Source organism: Mesorhizobium sp. W016, assembly GCF_054719485.1.
The window spans coordinates 6,224,172-6,237,320 of record NZ_JBTTIF010000002.1 but is presented as its reverse complement, the minus strand read 5'-3'; the positions used below and the strand labels follow the sequence as shown (position 1 = coordinate 6,237,320).

Annotated in this window: 11 protein-coding genes; 9 read left to right on the top strand and 2 right to left on the bottom strand. The window is 62.4% G+C overall.

The genetic code is table 11. From position 1 onward, the window contains the following. Positions 1–76 precede the first annotated feature (76 nt). Positions 77–1,504, top strand: a complete 1,428-nt coding sequence (gene gndA / locus ACYG9V_RS30505; RefSeq protein ID WP_352762642.1) for an NADP-dependent phosphogluconate dehydrogenase — start codon at positions 77–79, stop codon at positions 1,502–1,504. Between the two features lie 34 nt (positions 1,505–1,538). On the opposite strand, the gene ACYG9V_RS30500 is transcribed toward gndA, so the two are convergent. After that, on the bottom strand, positions 1,539–2,582 hold the full coding sequence (locus tag ACYG9V_RS30500) for a LacI family transcriptional regulator (protein ID WP_023683027.1): 1,044 nt from the start codon (positions 2,580–2,582) through the stop codon (positions 1,539–1,541). Positions 2,583–2,973: 391 nt separating this feature from the next. On the opposite strand from ACYG9V_RS30500, the gene ACYG9V_RS30495 reads away from it, so the two are divergent. From ACYG9V_RS30495 to mgrA, 7 genes are all read left to right on the top strand, one after another. Next, positions 2,974–4,212: an ABC transporter substrate-binding protein gene (locus tag ACYG9V_RS30495; RefSeq protein WP_023683028.1), complete on the top strand. Its 1,239-nt coding sequence runs from the start codon at positions 2,974–2,976 to the stop codon at positions 4,210–4,212. A gap of 81 nt (positions 4,213–4,293) precedes the next feature. Next, positions 4,294–5,187, top strand: a complete 894-nt coding sequence (locus ACYG9V_RS30490) for a carbohydrate ABC transporter permease (RefSeq protein ID WP_023683029.1) — start codon at positions 4,294–4,296, stop codon at positions 5,185–5,187. Continuing rightward, positions 5,180–6,115, top strand: a complete 936-nt coding sequence (locus ACYG9V_RS30485; protein ID WP_023669802.1) for a carbohydrate ABC transporter permease — start codon at positions 5,180–5,182, stop codon at positions 6,113–6,115. The genes ACYG9V_RS30490 and ACYG9V_RS30485 overlap by 8 nt, the downstream gene beginning before the upstream one ends. A gap of 5 nt (positions 6,116–6,120) precedes the next feature. Next, positions 6,121–7,221, top strand: a complete 1,101-nt coding sequence (locus ACYG9V_RS30480; RefSeq protein ID WP_023728557.1) for an ABC transporter ATP-binding protein — start codon at positions 6,121–6,123, stop codon at positions 7,219–7,221. A gap of 118 nt (positions 7,222–7,339) precedes the next feature. After that, on the top strand, positions 7,340–8,086 hold the full coding sequence (locus ACYG9V_RS30475; RefSeq protein ID WP_352738136.1) for a sugar phosphate isomerase/epimerase family protein: 747 nt from the start codon (positions 7,340–7,342) through the stop codon (positions 8,084–8,086). An 11-nt stretch (positions 8,087–8,097) separates the two neighbouring features. Further along, positions 8,098–9,240 (top strand): Gfo/Idh/MocA family protein, encoded by a 1,143-nt coding sequence (locus ACYG9V_RS30470; protein ID WP_352738138.1) that lies wholly within the window; start codon positions 8,098–8,100, stop codon positions 9,238–9,240. Between the two features lie 57 nt (positions 9,241–9,297). Further along, positions 9,298–10,344 carry an L-glyceraldehyde 3-phosphate reductase gene (gene mgrA / locus ACYG9V_RS30465; RefSeq protein WP_023686605.1) on the top strand — a complete coding sequence of 349 codons (1,047 nt, stop codon included), beginning with the start codon at positions 9,298–9,300 and terminating at the stop codon, positions 10,342–10,344. 80 nt (positions 10,345–10,424) lie between these two features. On the opposite strand, the gene ACYG9V_RS30460 is transcribed toward mgrA, so the two are convergent. Continuing rightward, positions 10,425–11,516, bottom strand: a complete 1,092-nt coding sequence (locus ACYG9V_RS30460) for a S1 family serine peptidase (protein ID WP_023713445.1) — start codon at positions 11,514–11,516, stop codon at positions 10,425–10,427. A gap of 402 nt (positions 11,517–11,918) precedes the next feature. Here ACYG9V_RS30460 and ACYG9V_RS30455 point away from each other — a divergent pair, with 402 nt between their 5' ends. Next, entirely contained in the window at positions 11,919–12,998 is a 1,080-nt protein-coding gene (locus tag ACYG9V_RS30455; protein WP_023686603.1) for a trypsin-like serine peptidase, read from the top strand. Positions 12,999–13,149: the final 151 nt, after the last annotated feature.

Genomic DNA, 13,149 nt, shown 5'->3' with positions numbered 1-13,149 from the left:
CCGTCAATCATCTCGCCGAAAAGTGGGCATCCCGAAAAACGCGGCCTCAACAAAATCCGAAAGCAGGGAAGAAACGATGGAAAAAGCCGAAATAGGCCTGATCGGCCTTGGCACAATGGGCTCCAACCTCGCGCTCAACATTGCCGAGCACGGGCACCGCATCGCCGTCTTCAACCGCACCAAGGCGCGCACCGATGCCTTCCTCGAAGGCGCCGGTTCGCTCAGGGACATGGTGGTGCCCTGCTACAGCCTGGAGGAACTGGCAGCTGCGATCAAGCCGCCACGCCCGGTCATCATCATGGTGCTGGCCGGCAAGCCGGTCGACGAACAGATCGAAGCGCTGCGCGGCGTGTTGTCTGACAACGATATCGTCATCGATGCCGGCAACGCCAATTTCCGCGATACGATGCGGCGCTTTTCGGAACTGTCGGGCTCAGGTCTCACCTTCATCGGCATGGGCGTATCCGGCGGCGAGGAAGGCGCGCGCCATGGACCGTCGATCATGGTCGGCGGCACCGAAGACTCCTGGAAGCGCGTCGAACGCGTGCTGACCGCGATCTCGGCCAAGTTCAAGGATGAACCGTGCGCTGCCTGGCTTGGCACAGACGGCGCCGGGCATTTCGTGAAAACCATCCACAACGGCATCGAATATGCCGACATGCAGATGATCGCCGAGATCTACGGCATCCTGCGTGACGGTCTCGGCATGGGGCCGAAGGAGATCGGCAAGGTCTTCGAGGACTGGAACAAGGGCCGGCTCGATTCGTATCTGATCGAGATCACCGCCAAGGTGCTGGCCGCCGACGATGCAAAGACCGGCAAGCCGGTGGTCGACATCATCCTCGACCGTGCCGGCCAGAAGGGCACCGGCAAATGGTCTGTCATCGAGGCGCAGCAGCTCGGCATTCCGGCGACGGCCATCGAGGCGGCAGTGGCGGCCCGCGTGCTGTCCTCGATCAAGGATGAGCGGCAGGCGGCCGAAAAAGCCTATGGCAATATCGGCGTCACCAAGATCTCCGGCGACAAGGCGGCACTTCTGAAAGACCTGGAGCTGGCGCTGCTCGCCGGCAAGATCGCCGCCTATGCACAAGGTTTCGCGGTGATGAGCGCCGCCTCGAAGGAGTTCAACTGGAACTTGCCGATGCCGACCATCGCCAAGATCTGGCGTGCCGGCTGTATCATCCGCTCGCAGATGCTCGACACCATGGCGGAAGCCTTCGGCTCGGGCGGCGCGTCCACCAACCTTTTGATGGCGCTGGCTTTCACCACCATGATGCAGGAGGCGCATCCGTCGCTTAGGCGCACCGTTGCCAAGGCATCGGAAGCAGGCTCGCCGGTGCCTGCACTGGCGTCGGCACTTGCCTATTTCGACAGCTACCGCCAGGGCCGCGGCACCTCGAACCTGATCCAGGCGCAGCGCGACTTCTTCGGCGCGCATGGCTTCGAGCGCATCGGCGAGCAGGGCGCTTTCCATGGGCCATGGGGAAGTGGAGCGGCCGGATAGGGTCAGGTGAGGCGGACCTCTCAGGTCGTGCCAGTCAGCCCTGATACGCGACGACGTCGCCTGGCTTGACCACTGTCTGCAAAGAGCCAGGTGCCGCGCCGCCTATCCAGCCCAGCACGGCGCGGGCAAGCTCGGTGCCGGCGAGGCGGAAGTCTTCGTTGACGATCAGCAACTCCCGGCGGAACAGATGCAGCAGTTCCGACGATTGCTTGGACACGACATCGACGTCGCGGCCGAGTTTCAGGCCGGCATCCTCGATGCCGGCGACGATGGCCAGCGTCGCTGCGGCGGCGCTGCTGACGAAACCGTCCGGCCTGACGTCGCGGCGCATCAACTGCGCGGTCCGCGTCCTGATCTGATCGATCGACTGGTCGATCGAAACAGCGTTGAACGGCACTTCGCTGGCGTCGACCTCGCTCAGTGCGTCGGCAAAGCCATTGACCGTGTGGTCGTAATAGGTGAGCCCGACCGGCGGCGCTACCAGCGCCAGCCGGCGCCGGCCGACGCTGGCCAGATGGCGTACCGCTTCGGCGGCGAAGGCGTAATTGTCGAAGTCGTGATAGGGGTGGACAAGCCCCATATCGGTGCGGCCATGCGTGGCAAAGGGTATGCCACGCTCCAGCATGTAGCGGGCGCGCGGATCGTTGGGCTGCGTGCGTGAGATGATGACGCCATCGGCCGAGCCGGACTCGACCAGATACTTTACCGGGTCCAGCGGATCCTGCGAGCGCGAGTAGGGCGTGACGATCAGGTGATAGGGTGTGTCGGCAATGACCTCCGAGACGCCGTAGATGATGTCCGAGACAAAGCTCATGATCTCGCGCTCGGTATTGAGCACGAGGCTGATAACATTGGTCTTGCCAGTCCGCAGGCGCACGCCGGCGCGGTTCGGCCGGTAGCCGATCTGCCTGGCGACGAGTTGAACCCGCCGCCTGGTCTCGGCGCCGATCTCGGGTGCATCCTTGAGCGCGCGCGAGACGGTGGTGACGCCGAGCCCGGTCATGAAGGCAAGCGTTTTCAGCGTCGGCCGCTCATGCGCCGACGCCTCGTCGTCCTTCTCCGTCTGGTCCCTGTCCATTCGTCCCGCCCCGTCAGGCGCATAGCAGCCGCCGGACCAGCCGACAATCGCTTCGATGACGATGTGGCACGGTTCTTCGCCGTCAGGCCTCAATATACTGAAACGTTACAGATTTCCAACATCGCAGCGCGTGGGTCTCTCAAGCCATGGTTTTGGCAGGGTTTGGCGGCCAGAAACGTTGCGCGAGAATCAGGTTCGAGACGGTTTTCTTGCGCTGCAGCATGATTTTGCAGCGCAGCACCCGGTTTTGCGCGGAGTTTGCCGGTTTGCACGCAACGAATTTGTTCGCGCCTCGAAAAAACATTCGAGCGCGTTTATCTCAGGGGTTGCACGCTCCGCATAATTGCCGTATCGAAAATCTGTAACGTTTCAGATTCTGGGAGGAACCGAAATGCGCTATAGACTTTTGACCGCTGCCCTTGCCGCGACGGCCGCGCTTCAGCTTGCCGGCCCGGCGGCCGCCACCGACCTGGAAGTCACCCATTGGTGGACGTCGGGCGGCGAGGCGGCGGCGGTTGCGGAATTCGCGAAGGCTTTTGACGCGACCGGCAATCACTGGGTCGACGGCGCCATTGCCGGATCCGGCGGCACGGCACGGCCGATCATGATCAGCCGCATCACCGGCGGCGATCCGATGGGCGCCACCCAGTTCAATCACGGCCGGCAGGCCGAAGAACTGGTGCAGGCCGGCCTGATGCGCGACCTCACCGATGTCGCCACCAAGGGCAAGTGGACGGAAATCGTGCGGCCGAAGAGCCTGCTCGACAGCTGCACCATCGACGGCAAGATCTATTGCGTGCCGGTCAATATCCACTCCTGGCAGTGGTTGTGGCTGTCGAACGAAGCCTTCGAGAAGGCCGGCGTGCCGCTGCCGAAGGACTGGAATGAATTCGTGGCGGCAGCGCCCGCCCTGGAAAAGGCGGGCATCATCCCGCTCGCTGTCGGCGGACAGGCCTGGCAATCTTCCGGCGCCTTCGACGTGCTGCTGGCGGCGGTCGGCGGCACCGACGCGTTCCTTAAGGTCTACAAGGACAAGGATGCCAAGTTCGCCGCCGGGCCCGAGATCGCCAAGGTCTTCAAGGCCGCCGACGATGCCCGCAAGATGGCGAAGAACACCAATGTGCAGGACTGGAACCAGGCAACCAATCTCGTCATCACCGGCAAGGCCGGTGGCCAGATCATGGGTGACTGGGCGCAAGGCGAGTTCCAGGTTGCCGGCAAGGTCGCCGGCAAGGACTATGCCTGCCTGCCGGGCCTCGGTCTGAACGAAGTGATCGCCACCGGCGGCGACGCCTTCTATTTCCCGCTGCTCAAGGATGCCGACAAGTCCAAGGCGCAGGAGGTGTTGGCAGAGACGCTGCTCGACCCTAAGACTCAGGTCGCCTTCAATCTCAAGAAGGGCTCGCTGCCGGTGCGCGGTGACGTCGATCTCAATGCGGCGAACGACTGCATGAAGAAGGGTCTGGCGATCCTCGCCAAGGGCGCCGTCATCCCGTGGACGGACCAACTGCTTTCGCAGGATACCCAGAAGCAGAAGGAAGATCTCTTCGCCGAATTCTTCGCCAAGCCGGACCTGACCATCGAAGACGCGCAGAAGCGCTTTGCCGACCTCATCGCTTCGGCAGACTGACGTTGGAGGCAATACACCTCGATCCCGGCCTTGCGAAAGCAGGGCCGGGATCGCACCGCCCTTACCCAGCCGGCTGACGAGATGAGCAAGAGCGAACGCCCCAACCCGCTGTTCCGCAACATCAATGCGAAGGTCGCCTCGATCCCGATGATCCTCACCGCGTCGGTGGTTTTCGTCGGCGGCACCGTCTGGACGGTGTTCTATTCCTTTACCAATTCGAAGCTGCTGCCACGGCTGAATTTCGCCGGGCTCGACCAGTATTACCGGCTGTGGGCGACGCCGCGCTGGCTGATCTCGATCGAGAACCTTTTGATCTACGGCGCGATCTCGCTCGTGTTCTCACTGGTCATCGGCTTCCTGCTTGCAGCGCTTCTCGACCAGAAGATCCGTTTCGAGGACACGTTCCGCACCATCTTCCTCTATCCGTTCGCGCTTTCCTTCATCGTCACCGGCCTGGTCTGGCAGTGGCTGCTCAATCCGGATTTCGGCATCCAACATGTGGTGCGGGACCTCGGCTGGACGAGCTTCAACTTCGACCCGCTCTACAATTCCAGCATCGTCATCTACGGCATTTCGATTGCGGCGCTGTGGCAAGGCACCGGGCTCATTATGTGCCTGATGCTGGCCGGCCTGCGCGGCATCGACGAGGACATCTGGAAGGCAGCGCGGGTAGACGGGATCCCGATGTGGAAGACCTATCTGTTCATCGTCATCCCGATGATGCGGCCGGTTTTCATCACCACGCTGGTCATCATCGCGTCGGGCATCGTCAAGGTCTACGACCTCGTTGTCGCCCAGACCAGCGGCGGCCCCGGAATCGCCTCCGAAGTGCCGGCCAAATATGTCTATGACTACATGTTCTTCGCACAGAATCTTGGCCAGGGCTTTGCCGCCTCGACCATGATGCTGCTCTCGGTGGTGATCGTCGTCGTGCCGTGGGCCTACCTTGAATTTGGAGGCAGGAAGCGTGGCTGACCCGGCCGTCCCTTTGCCCGCCAGCGCGGGTGCCGCCGAGCGCGAAGCCTCCGGGCCGCGCGGGCCGAAGCCGCGGCATGTCTTCTCGCGCCGCAATATCTTCCTCTATGGCACGCTGATCGTGGTGGCCGTCTACTATCTGCTGCCGCTCTACGTGATGGTCGTAACCTCGCTCAAGGGCATGCCCGAGATACGGATGGGCAATATCTTCTCGCCGCCGCTCGAAATCACGTTCGAACCGTGGGTGAAGGCGTGGGCGACCGCCTGCACCGGCCTGAATTGCGACGGGCTTTCGCGCGGCTTCTGGAATTCGGTGCGCATCACCGTGCCGTCGGTGCTGCTGTCGATCGCGATCGCCTCGGTGAACGGCTATGCGCTCGCCAACTGGCGCTTCAAGGGCGCCGACACATTCTTCGTCATCCTGATCGTCGGCGCCTTCATCCCCTATCAGGTGATGATCTATCCGATCGTCATCATCCTGCGCGAGATCGGCCTCTACGGCAGCCTCAGCGGCCTGGTGATCGTCCATTCCATCTTCGGCATGCCGATCCTCACGCTTTTGTTCCGCAACTATTTTGCCTCGATGCCGGAAGAGCTGTTCAGGGCGGCACGGGTCGACGGCGCCGGCTTCTGGGGCATCTTCCTGCGGATCATGGCGCCGATGTCGCTGCCGATCTTCGTCGTCGCCATCATCCTGCAGGTGACCGGCATCTGGAACGACTTCCTGTTCGGCGTCGTCTACACCCGCCCCGACACCTATCCGATGACGGTGCAGCTCAACAACATCGTCAATTCGGTGCAAGGCGTGAAGGAGTACAACGTCAACATGGCCGCCACCATCCTGACCGGCCTTGTGCCACTCATCGTCTACTTCATTTCCGGCAAGCTTTTCGTGCGCGGCATCGCCGCCGGTGCGGTGAAAGGGTGATGGCGATGACGGCAGCCAACGGCACCAGCGTTTCGATCCAGGACCTGTCCCTGAACTTCGGCTCTGTATCGGTGCTGCAGACCCTCAATCTCGAGGTCGCAGAGGGCGAGTTCATCGTGCTGCTCGGTCCATCGGGCTGCGGCAAGTCGACCTTGCTCAACTGCATCGCCGGGCTGCTCGATATTTCCGAAGGCCGCATCTTCATCAAGGGCAAGAACGTCACCTGGGAAGAGCCCAAGGATCGCGGCATCGGCATGGTGTTCCAGTCCTATGCGCTTTATCCGCAAATGACGGTGGAGAAGAACCTGTCGTTCGGCCTGCGCGTTGCCGGCGTGCCCAGGGACGAGATCGCCAAGCGCATCGCCCGCGCCGCCGAGATCCTGCAGATCGAGCCGCTTTTGCAGCGCAAGCCCGCGGCCTTGTCCGGCGGCCAACGCCAGCGCGTGGCGATCGGGCGGGCGCTGGTGCGCGACGTCGACGTCTTCCTGTTCGACGAGCCACTATCCAATCTCGACGCCAAGCTGCGCTCGGAACTGCGCGTCGAAATCAAGCTTCTGCATCGCAAGCTGCAGAACACCATGATCTACGTCACCCACGACCAGATCGAGGCGATGACGCTGGCCGACCGTATCGCGGTAATGCGCGGCGGCGTCATCCAGCAGCTTGACGCGCCGCAGACGATCTATAACCGGCCGGTCAACCGGTTTGTCGCCGGCTTCCTCGGCTCGCCGGCGATGAATTTCCTCGAAGGGGAGCTGGAGGCCAGTGCTGCTCCAGTGTTCAGGACCGACGGTGTTTCGGTGCCGCTCGATCGCTATACCTTTGACGGCACGGAGCGCCCGGCCGGCGCTTGCGTGCTGGGCATCCGGCCTGAACATATCGCTTTCGGTGACGCGGCGAAGTCGATGCCGTTTTCCGCCGGCGGTTCGGTCGAGATCGTGGAGCCGATGGGTTCCGACACGCTGGTGTGGACGAAGCTTGCCGGCCGCAACCTCTCCTTCCGCGTCGAGGCGGAACGGACGCTGCGCAGCGGCGATCCGATCCAGTTCGGTTTCGATCCGGCGCGCGCCTCGCTGTTCGACGCTGCGACCGGCAATCGCCTGTGACCCTCTAGAATCATCCGCAAACCATCCTCCCAAGAACGATCCCCCTAAAACGATCTCGCGAAAACGATCCCCCGAAAACATCCCCAAGCCTTAACCACCCAAGAAACGGACAGAGACGATGAACTGGTCATTCCAACTCTACAGCGCCCGCAATTTCCAGCCGTGGGACGGCATCCTGAAAATGCTTGGTAAGCTCGGCTACAAGGAAGTCGAAGGTTTCGGCGGCGTCTATGACGACCCCAAGGCGTTCCGCGCCGAACTCGACAAGAACGGGCTTTCGATGCCGACCGGACATTTCTCGATCGATGCGCTGGAGAATGATTTCGACGGCGTACGCAAAACAGCCGACGCACTCGGCATTACGCTCGTCATCTGTCCCTATCTCGTGGCCGAGCAGCGGCCGGCCGACGCTGCCGGCTGGCGCGGCTTCGGCGAGCGTCTGGCCAAGGTCGGCGAGACCGCAATAAAAGCTGGCTACGGCTTTGCCTGGCACAACCATGATTTCGAGTTCAAGACACTCGCCGACGGCTCGGTGCCGCAGGATCACATCCTGTCGGCTGCGCCCGACATCGGCTGGGAGATGGACGTCGCCTGGGTAGCCCGCGGCGGCGTTGATCCGCTGCCGTGGATCGAAAAGCACGGCAAGCGCATCAGCGCCGTCCATGTCAAGGACATGGCCAAGTCAGGCGAAGGCCTTGACGAGGACGGCTGGGCGGATGTCGGCCACGGCACCATCGACTGGGCCGGCCTGATCAAGACACTTCGGGCGAAGAGCGCGGCCAGATACTACGTCATGGAACAGGACAACCCCAACGACATCGAGCGCTTCGCCAGCCGCTCGCTCGCATCCGTCAAGGCTTACTAGGAACAATCATCATGGCAAAGAAACTGGGTATCGGCGTCATCGGCTGCGGCAACATCTCGAAAGCGTATTTCTCGCTGGCGCCGCTGTTTCGCGGCATCGAGATGCGTGCCTGCGCCGACATCAACATGGACGCGGCGAAGGCACGGGCGAAGGAGTTCGAGCTGCGCGCCGAGACCGTCGAAGAACTGCTCAAGGACGACGAGATCGATATCATCGTCAACCTCACCATCCCGGCGGTGCACTACGAGGTGTCGAAGCAGATCCTCGATGCCGGCAAGCACGTCTATTCGGAAAAGCCGTTCGTGCTGTCGGTCAAGGAAGGCCTCGACCTCAAGAGCCGGGCCGAGAAGAAAGGGCTGCGCATCGGTTCGGCTCCGGACACTTTCCTCGGCGGCGCGCACCAGCTGGTGCGCAACCTCATCGACACCGGCGCGCTCGGCAAGATCACCAGCGGCACCTGTCATGTGATGGGCCACGGCATGGAGCACTGGCACCCCAATCCCGATTTCTTCTTCCAGCCGGGCGCCGGGCCGGTGCTCGATATCGGACCTTACTACATCACCAACCTGATCCAGCTGATCGGGCCGGTGAAGCAGGTGGCGGCCTTCGCGACGACGCCTGCCAAGGAACGCACGATCTCATCGAAGCCGCGCGCGGGCGAGAAAATCCCGGTCAACACGCCGACGACGATCCACGGCTTGCTGGAGTTCGAGAACGGCGCCGTGATCACGCTCAACACCAGCTGGGACGTCTGGGCGCATGGTCACGCGCCGATGGAACTCTATGGCGAGACGGGCACGGTGTTCGTGCCGGATCCGAATTTCTTCGGTGGCGACGTGCGCATAACCAAGGCGGCAAAACCGGTGAAGAAACTGCCGAAATGGCAGCATCCGTTCGGCGTGCTCAACGAAATGCACGGCCAGGGCATGATGGCCAACTACCGCACCGCAGGCCTTGCCGACATGGCGCTGGCGATCGCCGAGGGCCGGCCGCATCGTTGCTCGATGGAGCTCGCGCTGCATGCGGTCGACGTCATGACCGGCCTGTTGCGGTCGGGCGAGACCGGCAAGTTCGTCGCCATGCAGACCAGCTGCGAGCGGCCGGCTGCACTCGGCGTCAAGGACGCAAAAGGACTGTTGGCGAAGCAGAAATGAGGTAGAAGGGTGTCGGCGCGCTCGCGCCGACACCCATACAATCCAGGATCTGTACCCATGCGCTGGCAGCCGGCTGAACACCGCTATGAGAAAATGCTCTACAACAGATGTGGGCGATCCGGCCTGAAACTGCCGGCGATCTCGCTCGGCCTGTGGCACAATTTCGGCAACGACACGCCGCACAAGACCAAGCAGGCGATCGCGCGCAAGGCCTTCGATCTCGGCATCACCCATTTCGATCTCGCCAACAATTACGGCCCGCCGCCCGGCTCGGCCGAGATCGCCTTCGGCGAGATATTGCGCACCGACTTCGCCGGCTATCGGGACGAGCTGATCATCTCGACCAAGGCGGGCTATGAGATGTGGGCAGGGCCTTATGGCGAATGGGGCAGCCGCAAATATGTGCTGGCGAGCCTCGACCAGAGCCTGAAGCGGATGGGGCTCGACTATGTCGACATCTTCTATTCGCACCGCTTCGATCCGGATACGCCGCTTGAGGAAACGATGGGCGCTCTCGACCATGCGGTGCGTTCCGGCAAGGCGCTCTATGCCGGCATCTCGTCCTACAATTCGCAGCGCACGCGCGAGGCGGCCGACATATTGAAGCAGCTCGGTACGCCCTGCATCATCCATCAGCCGAGCTATTCGATGCTCAACCGCTGGGTCGAAGAGGACGGACTGCTCGATACGCTGGAAGGGCTCGGTGTCGGATCGATCGTGTTCTCGCCGCTGGCGCAAGGCATGCTGACCGACAAATATCTCGGCGGCATCCCCGAGGGTAGCCGCGCCAGCCAAGGCAAGTCGCTGCGGCCCGCCTTCATCAACGAAAAGACCATCGCTAACATCCAGGCGCTGAACGCGATCGCCGGCAAGCGTGGCCAGACGCTGGCGCAGATGGCGCTAGCCTGGGTGCTGCGCAAGGGCCGGGTCACCTCGGCGCTGATCGGCGCCAGCCGGCCCGAACAGGTCGAGGACTGCGTCGGCGCGCTCAAGGTGCTCGAGTTCAGCGATGCCGAGCTCGCCGAAATCGACACTTACGCACGCGAGTCCGACATCAATCTGTGGGCGGCGTCGGCCGAGCGCAAAGGCCCGCCGCGGAAGTAAGCGGAACAGCCGGCACCGGACATGAATCAAAACGGCGGGAAAGATCCCGCCGTTTTGCGTTTATCAAGCTTCGGGCCCGTTCAGGGCTTCTTGGCCGTGCCGAGACCGGCCTTGGGCGCCGCCGCGGCTGCGGGAGCCGGGGTCTTCATCTTGGCTTCGATCCAACCCGTATAGTTGGCCAATCGCGTGTAGATGCCATAGGCATTCTTGTGGCCGCAAGCGGCGGTGCCGTCGGACGGACCTTCGCCCCAGGAGACGACGCCGACCTGGACCGGACCGTTGGCGCCGGTCATGAACAGCGGACCGCCGCTGTCGCCGTTGCAGGCGTCGCGTTCGCCGCTGTCGGTGCCGGCGCAGATCATGTTCTTGGTCAGCGGATCCGACATATCGGCGGCGATCGCATTGGCGGCGGCATCGATGCCCTTTTCCGAATAACGCATCCGATGCGAGAGATCGCCAAGTGCCGCCTTCAGGTCATGCGCATAGATCGACTTGATGCCGCTGTTGCAGGCAGCGCTCGGCTCGAGATCGAGATCGGCCACCATCAGCGCGGTCGGGAAGGTGCCGTCCTGCATCTTGCCCCAGCCGATGACCGTGGTCTTGCCGCTGTCTGGCGTCGGCTCATTGGTGATCTTGATGACCGGCGCATCGGCGGGCTCCGCCAGCCGGAGCAGGCCGAGATCATTGTCCAGCGTCTGTTCGCTGTAGCCCTCGTTGACGATGACCTCGACCACCTTGTAGCGCTTGCCTTCGGTAAGATCGGTGGCGCCGGTCAGCACGGTCACCGTGTCGGGCGAAATCGGCCGGCCCTTGTCGTTGAGGCAGTGCGCCGCCGTCAGCACCCATTGCGGAGCAATCAGGCTGCCGCCGCAGAATTGCGCGTTCGGCTGCGAGGCCGGGCTGGGGTCCAGCCGGGCGCTGGTCAGCAGCGCCACCTGGAACGGATAGGCCCCTTTGTCGGCTTCCTTGCCGCCATAGACGCGGTCGGCCCCGTCGGGATTCTCGGCCTTGGCCTTGTCCCGGGATTCGGCGACGCGCTGCATCGGCGAGACCGCCGCTTCCGGCCTGGCGGCGTCGTCGGCTGCATAGAGCGCGTTGACGGCGGGGAAAGCGGCCGCGATGCCCAGCAGCGATGCAGCGGCAAGCGGCCTGAACCGATGGATAATGTTCACCTTGAAACCCTCCTGAGATGAAAAATGCCGAGCCATGCCGCCATGACGCATAACCAACAGAAGCGGTACCGGTACCTCGATCGCCTTCTGCCAGAACGAACGACATCCGCGCGGTCATAAAACCGAAATACGACTTTTGCTAATCGTGCCCCATCGGGCAGAGCCCACCCAAACCCTATAGCCCCCCACGGGCTACGTGGAAGCGATTTGTCATTGCCAATGTTGGATTATTTTAGGCAGTATATCGACGCGGGTGCGTTTGGCGGAGGGCTTTAACGAGGCCGCCCGGACCGATGATCCGATACGGGCGGGTAACCAAACTAATTTTTTAACTCCACCACGATCTCGACAATATTTCTGTATTTTGCTCCACTCCTTGCTGACTTTTGGGAGAGTCTCACCATGACGAAACTGACAAGCACTATCATTGCGTCCGCACTGCTATCCACCGCACTGTGGACGATGCCTGCCTTCGCCGCCGATCCCGGCTCAGCGAATGCCGGCAATGGCGAAAGCATGCGCGATCTCGGAACGGGCGACTACCAGCCCGGCCGTGCAAAGCCGATCGCGCCGCCGAAACTGACCGAAGATGAAGCCAGCCGGGCAGCGCCGCTGACCGACGAGGGCACGGCGGTCAAATCCTATGGCATCGTCGGACGTTCCGCCGATGGCAAGGACATCAAGATCGATGCCGGCGAGACGCTGAAGGACCTTGTCATCAAGGAACTGAATGCGCCCGCTAACGCACCAGCGGCCAACAAGACCGGGCTGACGGGCGGCGACGAAGCCGGCCGCCAGGTGTTCGGGGCCGACGACCGCGAGCAGATCAAGAACACCAAGACGTACCCGTTCACCGCGATCGGCTATATCGAAGGCAAAGCCAAGAGCGGTTACGGCAGCTGCTCGGGAACCCTGATCGGTCCGCGCACGGTGCTCACCGCGGCGCATTGCCTCTACAGCAATGAAGACAAGGCTTGGCTCGACGACGTCATCTTCGTGCCGTCGCTCAACGGCAACACCGCCGACGATGCACCGTTTGGCGCTTTCAGCTACGAGAGCGTCTATATCTTGCAGGGCTTCATCGACAATTATCAGGGTTACTACGGCTCGGTCATTCCGTGGGATCTCGGCATCATCACGCTGAAGCAGGATGTCGGCACCAATCTCGGCTGGCTGGGTTATGCCAACTATGAGAACCTCGGCGATTTCACCGCAAACATCGTTGGCTACCCCGGCGACAAGCCGATGGGAACGATGTGGAAGGCGACCTGCGAAGTGAAAGCCGAAAACGTCGGCGCGGAGTATTTCCAGTACGACTGCGACACCTATCCGGGATCGAGCGGCAGCTCGGTCTACGCCTATGATAATGGCGCCAAGCAGCGCGTCGTCACCGGCGTGAACGTGGCCGAAAGCCCCAACGCCAACACTGCGGTGCGCCTGAACGCCGCCAACGTGGCGTGGATCAACAGCCTGTACAAATAAGGCTGAATGATCTTTCGCCGGCAAACAGCGGCGATAACCAGCACTACCAAACCGGCGGCGGGACGTTCCTGCCGCCGGTTTTTTTTGTATCGAAACACCTCTCTTGCACTGTGTTGCAGCGGTGCTTACGCTAGGCGATCCAAGGGGTTGG